15 protein-coding genes are annotated in these 16,699 nt (G+C 35.4%); 11 read left to right on the top strand and 4 right to left on the bottom strand.

What is annotated here, in order from left to right; all coding sequences use genetic code 11:
• Positions 1-16: 16 nt before the first annotated feature.
• Positions 17-334, bottom strand: a complete 318-nt coding sequence (gene trxA / locus KO527_RS20255; RefSeq protein WP_216042076.1) for a thioredoxin — start codon at positions 332-334, stop codon at positions 17-19.
• A 142-nt stretch (positions 335-476) separates the two neighbouring features.
• Between trxA and KO527_RS20250 the strand changes: the two genes are divergently transcribed.
• Together KO527_RS20250 and KO527_RS20245 are read left to right on the top strand one after the other, a co-directional pair.
• Positions 477-1,349, top strand: a complete 873-nt coding sequence (locus KO527_RS20250; RefSeq protein ID WP_216042075.1) for a LysR family transcriptional regulator — start codon at positions 477-479, stop codon at positions 1,347-1,349.
• A gap of 76 nt (positions 1,350-1,425) precedes the next feature.
• Complete coding sequence (locus tag KO527_RS20245) at positions 1,426-3,261, top strand: DUF885 domain-containing protein (RefSeq protein ID WP_216042074.1); 1,836 nt, start codon at positions 1,426-1,428, stop codon at positions 3,259-3,261.
• A 38-nt stretch (positions 3,262-3,299) separates the two neighbouring features.
• On the opposite strand, the gene KO527_RS20240 is transcribed toward KO527_RS20245, so the two are convergent.
• Positions 3,300-3,905, bottom strand: coding sequence for a porin family protein (locus tag KO527_RS20240; RefSeq protein WP_216042073.1), 606 nt, complete (start codon positions 3,903-3,905; stop codon positions 3,300-3,302).
• A 113-nt stretch (positions 3,906-4,018) separates the two neighbouring features.
• Positions 4,019-4,915, bottom strand: a complete 897-nt coding sequence (locus KO527_RS20235; RefSeq protein WP_216042072.1) for a LysR substrate-binding domain-containing protein — start codon at positions 4,913-4,915, stop codon at positions 4,019-4,021.
• A 124-nt stretch (positions 4,916-5,039) separates the two neighbouring features.
• Here KO527_RS20235 and KO527_RS20230 point away from each other — a divergent pair, with 124 nt between their 5' ends.
• The 4 genes from KO527_RS20230 (at position 5,040) to KO527_RS20215 (ending at position 8,906) form a co-directional block, all read left to right on the top strand.
• Positions 5,040-5,501, top strand: a complete 462-nt coding sequence (locus KO527_RS20230; RefSeq protein WP_216042071.1) for a DoxX family protein — start codon at positions 5,040-5,042, stop codon at positions 5,499-5,501.
• 2 nt (positions 5,502-5,503) lie between these two features.
• Positions 5,504-6,481: a glutathione S-transferase family protein gene (locus KO527_RS20225; RefSeq protein ID WP_216042070.1), complete on the top strand. Its 978-nt coding sequence runs from the start codon at positions 5,504-5,506 to the stop codon at positions 6,479-6,481.
• Positions 6,481-7,308: a pirin family protein gene (locus KO527_RS20220; RefSeq protein WP_216042069.1), complete on the top strand. Its 828-nt coding sequence runs from the start codon at positions 6,481-6,483 to the stop codon at positions 7,306-7,308. Before KO527_RS20225 ends, KO527_RS20220 begins: the two co-directional genes overlap by 1 nt.
• 341 nt (positions 7,309-7,649) lie before the next feature.
• The gene (locus KO527_RS20215; protein ID WP_216042068.1) at positions 7,650-8,906 is read left to right on the top strand and encodes an HD-GYP domain-containing protein; all 1,257 of its coding nucleotides are present in this window, start codon (positions 7,650-7,652) and stop codon (positions 8,904-8,906) included.
• Between the two features lie 21 nt (positions 8,907-8,927).
• Here the strand turns inward: KO527_RS20215 and KO527_RS20210 are convergent, their stop codons facing one another.
• Complete coding sequence (locus KO527_RS20210; RefSeq protein WP_216042067.1) at positions 8,928-9,761, bottom strand: isocitrate lyase/PEP mutase family protein; 834 nt, start codon at positions 9,759-9,761, stop codon at positions 8,928-8,930.
• Between the two features lie 119 nt (positions 9,762-9,880).
• Here KO527_RS20210 and KO527_RS20205 point away from each other — a divergent pair, with 119 nt between their 5' ends.
• The 5 genes from KO527_RS20205 (at position 9,881) to KO527_RS20185 (ending at position 16,685) form a co-directional block, all read left to right on the top strand.
• Positions 9,881-10,690, top strand: a complete 810-nt coding sequence (locus KO527_RS20205; protein WP_216042066.1) for a helix-turn-helix transcriptional regulator — start codon at positions 9,881-9,883, stop codon at positions 10,688-10,690.
• A 305-nt stretch (positions 10,691-10,995) separates the two neighbouring features.
• Positions 10,996-13,389 carry an endonuclease gene (locus tag KO527_RS20200; RefSeq protein ID WP_216042065.1) on the top strand — a complete coding sequence of 798 codons (2,394 nt, stop codon included), beginning with the start codon at positions 10,996-10,998 and terminating at the stop codon, positions 13,387-13,389.
• A gap of 128 nt (positions 13,390-13,517) precedes the next feature.
• Entirely contained in the window at positions 13,518-14,846 is a 1,329-nt protein-coding gene (locus KO527_RS20195; RefSeq protein WP_216042064.1) for a leucine-rich repeat-containing protein kinase family protein, read from the top strand.
• A 203-nt stretch (positions 14,847-15,049) separates the two neighbouring features.
• Positions 15,050-16,123 (top strand): M35 family metallo-endopeptidase, encoded by a 1,074-nt coding sequence (locus KO527_RS20190; RefSeq protein ID WP_216042063.1) that lies wholly within the window; start codon positions 15,050-15,052, stop codon positions 16,121-16,123.
• A gap of 73 nt (positions 16,124-16,196) precedes the next feature.
• Positions 16,197-16,685 (top strand): hypothetical protein, encoded by a 489-nt coding sequence (locus KO527_RS20185; RefSeq protein WP_216042062.1) that lies wholly within the window; start codon positions 16,197-16,199, stop codon positions 16,683-16,685.
• Positions 16,686-16,699 lie beyond the last annotated feature (14 nt).

Here is a 16,699-nt window from a genome sequence, read left to right as displayed (position 1 = left end):
CAGTTTTTACAAAGCTTTAAACTTGAGCTGTGAATTCTCTTATTTGTGATAGCGAGGCCGCGCCCACTTTAGTATCAACCACTTTGCCTTGTTTCATTAACAATAATGTTGGAATACCCCGAATACCAAAACGCACCATAAGCTCTTGAGATTTATCCGCATCCACTTTAACAACTTTTATATCGTCTCGCTCTTGTGAAATAGCATCAACTATAGGTGCAATCATTTTACAAGGTCCGCACCAAGGTGCATAAAAATCGACTAAAACACCACCTTCAAAGTTTTCTACTTCAACCTCAAAATCACACGCTAAAATTTCATTTACTTTCGACATAACTTTACTTCCATTGCTATTTAGTTGCCCTCAGTCTAAAGAAACAGCATTACTTTGATTAGATAGCAAACATTAAAAACATTGTTCTAAATTTAGAACAGTGTTTAAATTTACGTTTAAAATCTAATTAAATGGATAACTGATGAAAGCTAGTTTAGATGATTTATATATGTTTAATGTTTTAGTGGAGTCAGGCTCATTTACCCTTGGTGCAAAAAAACTCAATATGCCAAAATCAAAGTTGAGCCGTCATTTAGTACAACTAGAAAAACAGCTATCGACCCAGCTTCTGATCCGAACAACAAGAAGCCAAGAACTCACACAAAGTGGCCAGCTTCTTTATCAAAAAAGTAAACCTCATATCGAAGCATTATTGAAAGTAGAAGAAGAAGTTGGCTCATTAATTAATGAACCAAAAGGGCAACTTAACATTCTTTTACCGATAGAGTTTTTCAGCCGTATTATTAGCGAATTAATAACTGACTTTGCTAAACAGTATCCAAAAATCAACTTAACTTGCGCCCATTACTCAGGTGTAATACCAAAAATCAACCACACTACAGATCTCACTTTTGTACTACACGAAACACCACTAAAAGCATCTAATTGGATAGCTAAAACGCTATTAAGCTTCCCACAATCATTATTTGCATCGCGTGATTACGACGTCAGTAAATTATCAAAACCAGAGCAGTTAATTAATGAATCATGCATTTTAACTAATCCACAAGAACAATGGATTTTTCGAAATAAAAACACACTACAAGTCGTTCCTATTGATAGTAGAGTCGTACTTCCCAGCCCTGAAATGCGTTTAGAGGCAATGCAAAGAGGTTTAGGCATAGTAAAACTACCAGACTACACTTGCCAAAATAATAATAAAATCAGAAGAATAAAGTTAACTAAAGATCCTGCAGCACAACAGTTAAGTGTTTTATATCAAAGTAGAAGTATTCCTTTAAAAACACGGGCTTTTTTAGACTTTTTTCAAAACAATATAGGGAGATTGTCCTAAACTAATTAAGAGTATTTACTTGCTCATAAGCCAAAAATATTGTTAACATTAATTTTACAATTCGAAAGGATGTATAATGATAAAAATAATATTCAAGTGGGTTAGCATTTTGCTTTTAACCATTCTAATTTTTGGTGGCGCATTGGCTTCCCATGAGTGGTACGCCAATAAACCTTTCTTTTTCAGATCATATCTTGACCGAACCATGATTAAAGTAGCCTTTGATAGCCCTGAAACTTTAACTTCTTTAGGCTTTTTAGAATCAATTGGCATAAAAGGGCATAATGCTGAGCTCGACGATAGTAGCCAAAAGAAATCTGATGAGCTATTTCATTTAATGAAACATGTAAAGCTCGGGATTGAAAACTATTCTGAAGAAGAGCTAAACGATTCCGAAAACCTATCAAGAGAAATAGCCTTATATTTACTTAATTTTGGTATCAATTCAGAGCAATTCAGATACCATAACTACCCTGTTAATCAGTTATTTGGTATACAGAATGATTATCCCAGTTTTATGGATGCGCAACACCAAGTCAATGTGGTTGAAGATGCTGAAAACTATATATCTCGATTATCTAAAGTAAAACTCAAATTTGAACAAAGTCTGGAAGGGCTAAAAATAAGAGAAGAAAAAGGCATTATTCCACCTCTATTTGTCATAGAGCGCGTACTAGATGAAATGACTCGCTTTGTAGAACAACCAATTGAAGAAAATATTTTATACTCCTCTTTAAAAACTAAAATTGATGACTCAGATGAAATATCTTCTAAACAACAGAGCGCAATTTTAGCTAAAGTAGCAACTCAGATGCAGGAATCGGTTCACCCTGCCTATCAAATACTTATTGAGTATTTTACAAATTTAAAACGCAAAGCCAGTACAGATGATGGTTTTTGGCGTTTACCACTCGGCGAACAAGCCTATGCTGCCTCATTAAAGTTTTTTACAACAACCGATTATACACCTGAACAAATCCATCAAATGGGTTTGACTGAAGTAGCTAGAATTCAAAGTGAGATATTAGCTATTTTAGCATCTCAAGGATATTCAACGGAACAGGGCTTCACCCAATCGATCGAAATATTAAAAGCGCAAGAAGCGTTTTATTACCCTGATACAGATGCTGGAAGAGCGCAAATTCTTGCTGATTATCAAACTATTTTAGATGAAATCAGCATAGGGTTAGATCCCGCGTTTCGCATACAACCTAAAGCAGGAATGGAAGTACGACGTATTCCTAAATTTAAAGAAAAAACAGCACCTGGGGCTTATTATCAACAACCCTCAATCGATGGCAGTCGTCCAGGACTATTTTTCGCCAATCTATATGATATTAAAGCTACACCAAAGTATAGTATGCGAACTTTAGCATATCATGAAGGTATACCAGGCCATCACTTTCAAATCGCTATCGGTATGGAGCTTGAAGGTATGCCACTCTTTAGGCGTATGTCACCTTTTACAGCTTACACTGAAGGCTGGGCTTTATATGCAGAATATTTAGCATGGGAATTAGGTTTTGAGAATGACCCATTTGATAATATAGGACGTTTACAAGCTGAGTTATTTAGAGCCGTAAGATTAGTAGTAGATACAGGCTTACATCATAAGCGATGGACACGAGAGCAATCCATTCAGTATATGTTAGCAAATACTGGCATGGCCTTATCTGACGTTACTTCTGAAATTGAACGATATATCGTTATGCCAGGACAAGCCACATCTTATAAAGTTGGAATGATGAAAATACTCTCTCTTAGAGAGAAAGCCAAAGCGGCTTTAGGTAAACAGTTTACTTTAAGAGATTTTCACGATGTAGTGCTAAAAAATGGCGCGGTACCATTACATATACTAGAGAGATTAGTTGATCAATACATCGAAAGATTACAAAAAATCACTAAAAAATAAATCGAAAAAATCCCCGATATCTATCGGGGATAAAAGAATTAAAACTGGTAACTTACACCTGCTGTAAATGTTGATGTATCTAAATTACCCATATCAATGAATTGTAGACCTGCATTTAAACCTAAACCAAAGTCCCAACGATACTGCCAACCAGCCTCAGCAAATAAACCAAAGCCAGATTCATCTGTATCAGTATTATCTCTATAATTTATTTCGTAATCATAGAATTGACCTCCAAGCTTAGCAAACAAGCTATTACGTTTACTTAATGGAATTGAACCTTTAGCTGCAATAACAAAGTTAGTATATTCTATATCATCGTCATCCCAATCAAACCAGCCTGTATCACAGTCCCAATCATCGTTGTCATAATCGTTATCACAATCCCAACCCCAATCAGATCCTGAATTTATACCTACTTCAATAGCAACTTGTTTATTGATTGCATAATTGTAATATCCATACAATTGAATCACGCCATCATCGCTGAAATGCGATCGTTCATAATCTGCACTACCTAATGACCATTGTGCGCCAAAGGTATGCTTTTTATCCGTTAGGGTTTGAGGTACTTCTTGATTAGCAAATGCAGAAGCACTTAATACTGTGGCAAAAATAGCAGAGATTGCGGTTAAATTTTTCATAATCATCCTTAATATTAGGCTTGAAAACAATTCAAATTAAATTGCACTGAAGTATATATAAATTAGGGGCGTTAAATTGTCTGAAATTGTAAGAATAAGTTAGCTAAAGTACATTAAAGCCCTGATTGAGATAAAAGTTCAGTCAAAGCTTTTAATCCTTTACCTTTATTACTTATTTTCCAAGCTAAAAAACATTCAGCTGTATTATTGCCATCTAAATTAATTTCTATCAATTCTCCTGTTTTTAAATACTGCTCAATTCTATGACGCGGTAAATAACCTATGCCTACACCAGCTAATTGTGCTGATATTTTTTGATCTATATTTTGAACATATAAGATTTGCTGACTATCAATCAAACCCGCTGTGCGCGCTACATTTATTTTAGCTGTATCATGCGTGACTATACGTCTGATATTTTTAAGTTCCGCCTTAAATGCTAATGCATTTTTAGCTAAGCTCGCTTTAGGGTGCGTACTTGAAATAACAGGAAGCATATCAATGGACTGCATAGGCACAGCTCTAAAGCCTTTTTGCAATGGCACAGGGCCCGTTGCACCAACGGCTAAATCTACTTCATCATGCTCTAATGCATCCCAACCACCATTTAAAACGCTTTCTCGGATATCTATTTCAATTGTTGGGTGTGCTAATAAAAACTCAGATAAAATCTTAAAAAAATGCTCACTATCTATCACAGAATCAATAGCGATATTTATTTTTGCTTCCCAGCCTGTTGCAACTTGCTTTGCTTTATCAGCTAACAAACTTGTTGCTTGCAAGATCAAACGACCCTCTTCTAATACAAGCCTACCAGCCGCGGTTAATACAGAACGGCGTCCCTGACGCTCAAATAAAGTGATATTTAATTGCTCTTCGAGTTTTTGAACAACATAAGATAATGCTGATGTTGCTTTATTCAATTCTTCCGCTGCTTTTGCAAAACTTTGACGTCTATCAATTGCATCTAAAACAGTTAAAGCCTCTATTGTGATTGGGTTTTTATTCATAAACACACGCATTTAATTGTTCAAATTATTTGAACATTCTAATCTAAAAACCACTGTGTTTTGAAATTTTAAATTCAATAAACTGGTTACATCAAATCGACAGAGCACAATAGAGGAATAAATAATGTCTCTTTCAACAATCAAACAACTTATACAAAACATAGCATCTTCAAAATCAGGCTTAGATACATTGGCATTACGTTTTGGTGCAGGTGCCATTTTTTTTGCTCATGGTGCACAAAAATTATTTGCTTGGTTTGGAGGTTATGGACTTGAAGGCACTGGTGGTTGGATGGAATCCATAGGTATTACACCTGGAGTTTTAATGGCTACAATGGCAGGTTCGGCTGAATTTTTTGGCGGCATATTTTTAATGTTAGGTTTATTGGTGCGCCCAACTTCAATTGTATTAGCTATCACTATGTTAGTTGCCATTTTTAGCGTTCATATCAACAACGGTCTATTTATGAGTAACAACGGATATGAATTTGCACTGGCTCTGTTAATTATCAGTATCAGCTTAGTATTTAGAGGTGCAGGCAGCTTAAGTTTAGATAAATTAGTAACTAAAAAGTTAGGAGCATAGTCATGGGTTTATTACAAAATGGTCAATGGGTTGATGCTTGGTATGAAACTAAAGCAAATAAGGGTGAATTTAAGCGCCAAGCCAGTAAATTTAGAAATTGGATCACATATGATGGTAGCGCAGGCCCAACTGGTACATCGGGATTTAAAGCTGAAAAAGGCCGCTATCATTTATATGTTTCTTTAGCTTGCCCGTGGGCACACCGCACACTCATTTTTAGAGCTTTAAAACAGCTTGAAGAATATATCGATGTTACTGTTGTTGATGCACTTATGGCTGAAAATGGCTGGGAAGTGAGCGACCCTTTATATGATTTCAATTATTTATATCAGATCTATTTAAAAGCCGATAGTCAATATGAAGGTCGTGTGACAGTGCCTGTTTTATGGGATAAACAAACAAAAACAATCGTAAGCAATGAATCAGCTGATATTATCAGAATATTTAACACTGCATTTAATCAACTTACTAATAATCAAGATGATTATTACCCTGAGTCAATGCAAAATGAAATCGACCAAATAAACGATCGTATTTACTCTGATATCAACAATGGCGTATACCGCAATGGGTTTGCAACAACTCAAGATGCATATGAAACCGCTTACCACACCCTTTTTGATGCTTTAGATTGGGTTGAAGGCATACTAACAAACAATAGATATCTAACTGGTGATATGCTCACCGAAGCTGACTGGCGATTATTTACGACTTTAATACGCTTTGATGCCGTATATCATGGTCACTTTAAATGTAATAAACAAAAATTAGCCGACTATCCAGCAATCAGTGGTTATATTCGCGAGCTTTATCAAATTGATGGTGTAAAAAATACAGTTGATATGACGCATATAAAAGATCATTACTATAAGAGTCATACAAGTATCAACCCAACAGGTGTGGTGCCTATCGGCCCTGAACTTAATTTCATGCAGCCTCATGAGCGTGATGAAATGAAAATTAAAGCAGGAGTGAAATAATGAGAGAGCTAAAACAAGTCATTAATGCCTTAGCATCTCAAGATGGTGATGGGGTAAATATTCATAGAGTCGGTGGTCAACATACTCACCAGTTTTTAAACCCATTTTTAATGTTAGATGAAATCAACTCTGACAATGCCAGTGACTACATAGGAGGTTTTCCGTCACATCCACATCGCGGATTTGAAACCATCACTTATATGAAAGCAGGTAAAATGCGCCATAAGGATCATATGGGTAATAACGGCATAATTGAAAGTGGGGATGTCCAATGGATGACAGCAGGTAAAGGTGTCATCCACTCTGAAATGCCTGAGCAAGAAAATGGCTTATTGCATGGTTTTCAAATTTGGTTAAATTTACCCGCCAATGAAAAGCTAAAACCCGCTGCTTATAGAGATTTACGAAATAGTGATATACCAAAGTTAGTCCTGGAATCTGGAGGTACAGTCAGTGTTGTAGCAGGTACTTTAAAAGTTCAAGAACAACAAGTGACAGGCCCTTTACCTGAACTTTCAACTCAGCCTATATTTTTAGATTTAGAACTTAATGTAAACGAAGTTGCTGAACTTAAATTTAACAGCCATAACCCCGTTCTCGTATTTATTTATCAAGGTGATTCTACTGAACTCAAATATCGCCAAATGGGGCTATACTCCACAGGTGACACCTTGTCTATACAATCAAATAACCAAGGGTTAAAGGCTATTATTTTAAGTGGTACACCAATTAATGAACCAATAGTGCAGTACGGGCCGTTTGTTATGAATTCTAGAGAAGAGATTAACCAAGCGATTCATGACTATCAAAACAAACAATTTTTCTAGGATTGTTCGTAACTTTATTGAGGTATAATCGCCTCAATAAGGGTATCAATTGTTATGAATTCCAGAGAAGAGATTAACTAAGCGATTCATGACTATCACAACAACCAATTTTTCTAGGATTGTTCGTAACTTTATTGAGGTGTAATCGCCTCAATAAGGGTATCAATTACAATAAACTCAAGAAAATATATTAATTATTATCAAAATAGTCAATTTGTCTAATAGACCATCAGTTCTCCATAAATATAGCCATTCTTTTGATTTAGTTGCTATTTTCAACCTAAACATTCAAGTATACTGAGCTCGAAAATTTAAGTTTAAGGTAGGTTTTACAGTTACATATGAAAGGAATTAAAGTTTCAGTAGAACAATTGCAGCCGGGGATATTTATTCAACTGCCACTTAAATGGTTTCAGCATCCATTTGTTTTAAATAATTTTAAAATAAAATCAACAGATCAAATCAAAATCATTAAGAATTTGGGCATTAAACATGTGATCGCTTTTCCTACAAAAAGTGACAATAAGCCACTTACAGGAAGTGAAATCAGCATTGAAACCGAAACAAGTTCAGATAAAGTCAACGAATTAAAAGATGAACTAACCGTTTTAAAAGAGCTGAGAATTGAAAAACTAAAACAGTTTCGTCGCAATATAAATCGAACTGAGAAAAACTTTAAACGCTCTATGTTGCATGTTCGCACCATAATGAAAGATATTCGCAGCAGACCTGTACAAGCAATAGATCAAGCAAGCCAGTTAATAGACGAAATATCAGAGCAATTATTAAGCAAAGGCGATATTGTTTTACACTTAATGAGTGAATCAAAAGAAGACGAAAATCTATATTACCATTCATTAAATGTTGCTATTTTAGCTATGCTAATCGGTAAGAAGAAAGGCTTATCAAAAACATCCCTAACAACATTAGGTATGGCCGCATTATTTCATGATATTGGTAAATTAAAAGTACCTACACAAATTTTACGTAAAACAACACCACTAACAGGCCCCGAAGAAAACTATCTAAAACTACATCCTCAATACAGTGTTGAATTATTAGATTTAGCGAATGACTTTGATAAAAAAGCCAAACGAATAATCGTTCAACATCATGAGTTATATGATGGCAGTGGTTACCCAAATAAGCTCAAAGGTCATCAATTAGACCCTTTGGCAAATATATTAAGCGTTGTGAATAGTTATGATAATTTATGTCATCCGAGTGATACTAAAAAAGCTAAAACCCCCTATTCGGCTTTGTCACATCTTTTTAAACGAGATAAACATAAATATGAGCCTCATTCTTTAGGTTTATTGGTTAAACTTCTCGGGATTTATCCACCTGGAACAGTTGTAGAGCTAGATACAGGACAAATTGGTTTGGTTATTTCAGTAAATTTAAGTAAATTACTATTCCCTAACGTACTCATTTTTGATCCATTAATTCCTAAAGAACAGGCTTTGATCATAGATTTAGATGAATCACATGAATTAAAAATCGCTAGAGCATTAAATTTAAATCAGATATCCAAAGAGGTATATGAATATTTAAGCCCTAGAAGTCGAGTAAGTTATTTTATAGAGCAAGCGAAATAACCTAGATTCACGATACTGAATTTAAGGCTGAAGGAACTCATGAGTTTTAACCACTTGCTCTCTTTGAGAAAAACTTAACATTTGATCTGCAACTGCACCTGAATTTCCTGATTGATAAATTTCAGATAATACGTTTTTCATGCCTGCCATCGCTGCGCGTTGCAAATCTGAAGGGATAATTATGAGTTGATAGCCAAGCTGCTTTAAGCGTTCAGTTGATACTAAAGGTGTTTTACCGCTATGAAACATATTAATCAATTTAGGGCCGGGAACTTGCTCCGCTATTAATTCTATTTGCGCTACTGTTTCTGGTGCTTCTACAAAAATCATATCAGCACCTGCCTCAACATATGCTTTAGCTCTTTCAATGGCATCTTCAAACCCAGTAACAGCAATGGCATCTGTTCGTGCAATTATCATCATGTTATCAGCATATTTTTTTGCAACTGCAATCTTATGTTTCATTTCTTCAATACTGATCAGTGACTTGCCATCTAAATGACCACATCGTTTAGGAAACTGCTGATCTTCAATGTGCAATGCAGCCACTCCAGCATTACTAAATAGCTCAACTGTTCGCTTAACATTTATTTCATTACCAAACCCTGTATCCGCATCCGCTATGACAGGTAAACTCGTTGATTCAACTATTTGCCTCATTCTGTCTGCAACTTCAGTTAAAGTGAGTAAACCAATATCAGGTACCCCAGTACTGCGCGCAATAGCCCCACCGCTTGCATAAATTGCGCTAAAACCTGCTTGTTCAACTAAGCGCGCCGATAAACCATCAAATACACCAGGTGCCGTTACTATGCTTTGCAGCTCAATTAATTCAACTAATCTATTGTTTTTCATGATATATACCTGTTTAAAAGTGAAACATTCCAAGCAAAATATAAAACTACTTGATTACTTTATTGAATAAACAGCATATACTGCCCACAAATGTCTTTCTTACTAAAAAATGACTATTTATGTCGACTAACGGACACGACTGGAAATTATTTAAACCTAGGCTGAGTATATTCAAAAAACTACCTTATCCAGTTTTTATGAAAGCAAAAGATTTGCCTCCTAGAGGAAAAGTCATTGGTCACAAACATGATTGGGACCAATTGATATATGCAGTATCAGGCTTATTGGAAGTCAATAGCATTAAAGGCGATCACCTTATTCCATCAGGGCAAGCTATATGGATACCAGCCAATCAACTTCATAGTATTGCCACAATTAATGGGGCAAAACTTCGCAGTGTGCACCTACAGAAAGGTCTAATAAATCAATTAGATAAAGATATTACAGTATTAAAAGTTGATAGTTTAACCAGAGAGTTAATTAGCAAGGCAAGTCACTTTCCCTTTTCTGAAACCACCAATTCTAGTTTTACTAAGCAACAAACCCGCTTACTAAATGTGCTAGTTGATGAAATAACACAACTAGAACAAGTACCTTTATGCCTGCCTTTATCAAACGATCCATTATTGTTACCCATTCTGATTTGGCAGCAAAAAACACCTGATAGTAATAAAACATTACAAATGTGGTCACAGGAATTGGGCGCTAGTACAAAAACAATAGCCAGACGATTCGACTCAAAACTCGGTATTAGCTTCACTAAATGGCGAGAACAATTAAGATTACATAAAGCAATTCAATGGCTAAGTGAAAATAGATCAGTGACAGATGTCGCTTTAAGTTTAGGATATGACTCACTGCCTGCATTTATTCAAATGTTTAAGAGACAAACAGGTACTACACCTGGCAAATTTGTAAATATTAAATAAACAGTATTCGTCAATTTGTTACATTTCGCCTCCTTTATTCAAAATAACCATTCAACACCTTAACTTTATTCAATAAATAAACTTACCCATCACTTTTAAGGTATTGATTTAAATGCTTTATGAACAAGAAATTATGAATGACATCAAAACCTTTTTACCGATCATAAAGGCGATTACCTTAAATGTAGTTATTTCCACTTAAAGTGTAGAAATAACCATCAAATACAGTCGGTTTAAAGATATTTAAATTTACAAAACCGCCTCTTTAATGAACTTTTTTACATTATTATCAATTAGAGACTGAAATGAAAAAAATAATACCAATTCTAGCTGGATTAGCTGTTTCACACGCCCATGCAAATGTTGTGATCACTGAGTACGTTGAAGGTGGTGGCACAAATAAAGTGATCGAAATATCCAATCTTGGAACTGAGAATGTAAATCTAAAAGATCAAGGTTACAAGCTCTCTTTGTACTCCAATGGCTCAGCAACGGCAACAGGTGAAACAGACCTGATTGGCACTTTAATACCTTCATCTAGTATTGTTATTTATAATAATGGTGCAACAGATGCGTTTAAAAAAGCGGCACCACAAGGTATTGATGGCAGTAGTTCTGCTAACTTTAATGGTGATGATGCTGTTGTTTTATCTAATTCAGCAGGGATTGTTGATAGCTTTGGTCAAGTAGGTGTGCGTCAGCAATGGTCTAATGATGATGGGTTTAATTCTAAAGATAAAACCTTACGCCGCTTAGAAAGTATCACTGAAGGCGATAGTATTTCTGACGATGATTTTACTAGTCAACTGTCACAATGGGCTACTTTTGATAAAGATACTTCTGACGGCTTAGGCTGCATGGGTGAAGCTGCTTGTACCGGTAATGAACCTCTACCTATTGAAGAAGTTGATAATACACCGCCAGGTGTTGTAATTATTTCAGAGTACATTGAAGGTGGTAGTAACAATAAAGTTATCGAAATATCTAACATTGGTGGCTCTGACGTTGATTTAGCACCTGAAGGATATAAATTAGAGCTGTTTTCAAATGGTGCAACACAAGCAAATTCTGAGGCATTATTACAAGGTTTATTAATACCTGGTTCTAGTATTGTTATATATAACAACGGCGCGACAGATGCTTTTAAAAAAGAGGCACCTCAAGGTATTGAAGCGTCAAACGTCATTGCATTCAACGGTGATGATGCCATTGTGTTATCAAATAAAGATGGCGTAGTGGATAGTTTTGGTCAAGTTGGCGTTCGCCAACAGTGGACAAATGACTCAGGTTTTAACTCTAAAGATAAAACCTTACGCAGATTAGCAACAGTATTAACTGGTGATACTATTTCTGATGATGACTTTGCGAGTCAGTTATCACAATGGTCTGTATTTGATAAAGATACTGCAGATGGCCTTGGTTGTAATGGTGAAGATATCTGTACAGGCACTGAGCCACAACCAGGTGTAGGTACTGAAATTGGTGATGAAACCGGCGGTGGTAGCGAAAGCATTTGTACAAACTGCCCAGATATTACTAAAGTGGCAGATCAAGCTACATTTAACGATAGTGTTTATTACACAAATACAATTACCGCAGATGAAAGTAATAAAGCAGCCTTCAAAGCAGCTATCACACAAGATATATCAGCATTTCATAAACAGCTTAGTTATTCTGAAGTATGGACTGCAATGACTTATACAGATCAAGATCCTGCTATCGCAGATAATATTCTGTTAATTTATTCAGGTCGTTCAATTCCTAAAGCCGAGAATGGTTCAGGTTCCGCTTCAACCAATCAAGATTACTGGAATCGCGAACACGTTTGGGCTAAAAGCCATGGTTTTCCTGATTCTAGCCAATTAGGTTATACAGATATTCATCACCTTCGCCCTGCTGATGTATCAATGAATACACAACGTAGTGATAATGACTTTGGTAATGGCGGTACTCCGGTAACAGAAGCACCCGAAAACTCAAAAAATGGTTCAATTTCATGGGAACCTAGAAACCAAGTTAAGGGTGATGTTGCGCGTATGATGTTCTATATGGATACACGTTATGAAGTGGGTAATGTATCAAATATGCCTGATCTTGTATTAGTTGATAAGGCTGAAACATTACGCACAGGTTTCTCTGATGGCATAGGTGAACTTGGCAAGTTATGTACTTTATTAGAGTGGCATGAAAATGATCCAATCGATGAGTTTGAATTAAAAAGAAATAATACAATTTACGAATACCAAGGTAACCGTAACCCATATATCGATCATCCAGAATGGATTGATGTTGTTTATAAAGAACAATGTGAAACACCTGTAGATACAGCATTAACAGCAAGTATTTCTGGTGCTCAAAATGTTGAAGAAGGACAATCAATAACACTTACAGCTTCAGCTAACCTAGAAGATATCACTTACACTTGGCAACAAGTAAGTGGTCCTGAAATTACACTTTCAAATACAACCGAAGCGAGCATTACATTCACAGCTCCTGAGGTTGATAGTGATACTGCAATTAGTTTTAGTGTAACGATTACAAAAAATAGTGAAACAGTTACTGAAATTGCAAGCTTTAACATTACAAATAAAACTGAAGAAGCCAAGCCTGAAGAAAATAAATCTTCAAGTGGTGGTTCACTGTATTACTTATTTACCATGTTAATTGGTTTAGGTTTATTCAGACGTAAATATAGTTAATCCCCCTAAGCCTCCCTAGCTCCCACTAGAGAGGCTTTTTAAAAACTTACAATCAAAACTTCCTCAAATACAACTAATAAACTACCATAGCCGCGATTTTAGTATTTATTCAAACATGGGTTATTAATTTGCAAACTTTAGCGCAACTCAAAGCGGGACAATTAAACGGAATTAAGCGGCTGCAACTTGTAGAAGAGTTGACTCAGTTTCCACAAGAGATCTTTGATTTAGCCGATTCTTTAGAAATATTAGATTTATCTAACAACAAACTCTCAAGTTTGCCTGAAGATTTATGTCGCTTGCATCGATTAAAAATTCTATTTATTTCTAATAATGAATTTGAACACTTACCAAATGCGTTAGGTAAATGCCCACAGCTAGAAATGATAGGTTTTAAAGCCAATAAAATTAAAACCATTGCAGATGACGCATTACCAGTGCAAACGCGATGGTTAATTTTAACTGATAATAAAATTGAAAAACTACCTAGTAACATAGGTAAGTTACACAGATTACAAAAGCTAGCACTAGCTGGTAATCAGCTATCTAAGTTGCCTGACACTATGGCAAACTGTAAAAGTTTAGAGTTAATCCGATTATCAGCTAATAAGTTAACAGCCTTACCTAATTGGTTAATACAGCTGCCAAAATTATCTTGGTTTGCATGCTCTGGTAATGATTTTAATGCGAATACATCTAATAACAGTCCTGTTGAGCAAGTAAAGCTTATTGATTTTGAGTTAACACAACAAATTGGAGAGGGTGCTTCGGGTTTTATTCATAAAGCCAAATGGATTAATCAACCAAATAGCTTAAAAGGCACCGCGGTAAATATTGCCGTTAAATTATTTAAAGGTGAAGTAACGAGTGATGGCTATCCACAAGATGAATTAAATTGCTGCTTAACCGCTGGTGAGCACACTAATTTAATTAAAGTAATTGGCCAAATAGCCCAAACAGATCAACTTGGCTTAGTTATGGAATTAATACCAAGTACTTATGGTAATTTGGGTTTACCACCTTCATTAAAAACCCGCACTAGAGATACCTTCGAAGCTAACACTACGTTTTCTATTGCTGAAATACTCAAAATCACAATTCAAATGTCCAATACTTTAAACCACTTACATAAAAACAATGTAAGTCATGGTGATATCTATGCGCACAATACGATGATCAATAGTGATTCTGACATGCTATTTGGTGACTTTGGCGCTGCAACGGATTTATCTGGTTTAACCCTTATTCAACAAGAAGCAATTGAAAGCATTGAAGTGCGTGCTTTTGGTTGCTTGTTAGATGATTTACTGTCATTAAATAATGATAATAGTCCTATTGCCAATAAATTAAATGAAATTAAAGATAACTGTATGCAAACCGCTTTACCGCTTCGCCCAAGGTTTGAAGAAATAAACACGCTATTAATGCAATTATCAAATAAAACTCTCACAGCTTAAAATACCTCTATAAAGAAAGGCTATTTTAATGGCCTTTCTAATCTTTTAATCTCTTTTCTCAAAATACTTAATAACAACATTGTCGTTTTTTCACTAAAACCTGTCGTTCCTTTACTAGGAATTTTTATAAGTAAATACCAATATTGAGTCGTACCATCAAAGTGATGGGTATATTAAAAAACGACAACAATAAGGGTAAATCAATGAGACTTTTTACTAAGCTCGCAGTCACATTTTCAGCTGTGGTTGCATTAAATGTAAATGCCGCAAAACCTCAATTAGATATAGATGTTTCTGTTAATGAAGCAGATAACGGTAATGTAAATGCAACTTTATCAATCACCAATAATGCCAATGGCCAACAAAAAATATTAGGTTGGTATACAGATCTTGAAGAAGAACATATCTTTCATGTTGAAAGAGATGGTGTTGAAGTTGCTTTTTACGGCCCACATTACAAACGACAAGCGCCAACAGAAAAAGATTTTATTAAATTAAAATCAGGCGAAACCTTAACAAAATCATTTGAACTATCATCTTTATACGATATGAGTGAAGCGGGTAACTATCAAGTAAGTTACGACGTTAAATCTTTACACTTATTTAGCAATAAAGGTCAGCAAAACAAAGCTGAAAAAATGGATGTTGAAACACTAAAGTCAAATGTCGCAAACATTTGGTTAGAGGGGGTAACTTCAAAAGGTTCTGCCAACAAAGGCAAGCCAGGAGGAGGTAATGGTTCTGGTGATTGTATTGATGGCACATGCTTTACTGGCCGCTGTGACAACGGTCAAAAAACTGAGATCATGAGTGCATTTAGCGCTGCAGATCAACTTACAAATAATGCTGTTTCATACTTAAATTCGCATTCGGCTAATAATACTTCAGCCCGATATGAAACTTGGTTTGGAGAAGCGACAAACTCTCGTTACAACACAGCTGTAGCTAATTTTGATGCGATTAACGATGCTATCGATACTAAACCTGTAACATTTGACTGTAGTTGTAAAAAAACTTATTTTGCTTATGTTTACCCTGCACAACCTTATAAAGTATATTTATGTAAAGCATTTTGGAGTGCAAATGAAATTGGCACAGATTCACGCGCTGGTACTATAATTCATGAACTAAGCCATTTTAATGCAGTTGCAGGTACTGATGATGTTGTATACGGCCATAGTGGTGCTAAGAGTTTAGCTAATTCTAATCCAGATCAAGCACTTAACAATGCTGATAGCCATGAATATTTTGCTGAGAATACACCTCATCAAAATTAATAATAACTAGTTTCTAAACCAAGAGCAGGTAACGCCAGTGTTTAACTGCTCTTTATCACAACAAGAGAGTGCTATGCAGGTAAAAATACTATGTCTTATATTACTGCTATTACCAATCACTATCTTTGCATCAACACCTAATCACATTATGCCTAAAATGTTAAAATGCGAACTTAAGATTGAACCCCAGCAATATGAAGCGCAGGCTGTGTTACTCGACTTCACAATACATAATACATCAGCTAAACCCATTTCACTTTTAACTTGGTACACGCCGTTTGAAGGATTTTTTTCAAATCTATTTAAAATTACTAACAAAGAAAATCAAACACTTGAATATCTAGGGCCTATGGTAAAGCGTAATACACCTCAAATAGATGACTTTGTTATTATTAATGCGAATAGCAGCTTAACCACGCAAATTGATTTAGCTCAAGCCTATGAATTTAAAAAAGATGATTATGCCATTACTTTAATCACTAAACCCATAGCCCATAAGGTAAATAATGTATTTAACTCCAGTATTTGCCATGCTAACACCGTGTCTATCAATATAGAATAATTACACTTTTCTTA

The sequence above is a fragment of the Pseudoalteromonas sp. C2R02 genome, from assembly GCF_018860845.1.
Lineage (GTDB): Bacteria > Pseudomonadota > Gammaproteobacteria > Enterobacterales > Alteromonadaceae > Pseudoalteromonas.
The sequence above is the reverse complement of the archived record's forward strand: the minus strand, read 5'-3'. Positions and strand labels throughout refer to the sequence as shown.

Excerpts from the sequence above, each read along its gene's own strand:
- KO527_RS20250 (WP_216042075.1), top strand. The coding sequence starts at position 477 with ATGAAAGCTAGTTTAGATGATTTATATATGTTTAATGTTTTAGTGGAG.
- KO527_RS20225 (WP_216042070.1), top strand. The coding sequence starts at position 5,504 with ATGGGTTTATTACAAAATGGTCAATGGGTTGATGCTTGGTATGAAACT.
- KO527_RS20230 (WP_216042071.1), top strand. The coding sequence starts at position 5,040 with ATGTCTCTTTCAACAATCAAACAACTTATACAAAACATAGCATCTTCA.
- KO527_RS20245 (WP_216042074.1), top strand. The coding sequence starts at position 1,426 with ATGATAAAAATAATATTCAAGTGGGTTAGCATTTTGCTTTTAACCATT.
- KO527_RS20240 (WP_216042073.1), bottom strand. The coding sequence starts at position 3,905 with ATGAAAAATTTAACCGCAATCTCTGCTATTTTTGCCACAGTATTAAGT.
- KO527_RS20210 (WP_216042067.1), bottom strand. The coding sequence starts at position 9,761 with ATGAAAAACAATAGATTAGTTGAATTAATTGAGCTGCAAAGCATAGTA.
- KO527_RS20235 (WP_216042072.1), bottom strand. The coding sequence starts at position 4,915 with ATGAATAAAAACCCAATCACAATAGAGGCTTTAACTGTTTTAGATGCA.
- KO527_RS20200 (WP_216042065.1), top strand. The coding sequence starts at position 10,996 with ATGAAAAAAATAATACCAATTCTAGCTGGATTAGCTGTTTCACACGCC.
- KO527_RS20220 (WP_216042069.1), top strand. The coding sequence starts at position 6,481 with ATGAGAGAGCTAAAACAAGTCATTAATGCCTTAGCATCTCAAGATGGT.
- KO527_RS20185 (WP_216042062.1), top strand. The coding sequence starts at position 16,197 with ATGCAGGTAAAAATACTATGTCTTATATTACTGCTATTACCAATCACT.
- KO527_RS20190 (WP_216042063.1), top strand. The coding sequence starts at position 15,050 with ATGAGACTTTTTACTAAGCTCGCAGTCACATTTTCAGCTGTGGTTGCA.
- KO527_RS20215 (WP_216042068.1), top strand. The coding sequence starts at position 7,650 with ATGAAAGGAATTAAAGTTTCAGTAGAACAATTGCAGCCGGGGATATTT.
- trxA (WP_216042076.1), bottom strand. The coding sequence starts at position 334 with ATGTCGAAAGTAAATGAAATTTTAGCGTGTGATTTTGAGGTTGAAGTA.
- KO527_RS20205 (WP_216042066.1), top strand. The coding sequence starts at position 9,881 with ATGTCGACTAACGGACACGACTGGAAATTATTTAAACCTAGGCTGAGT.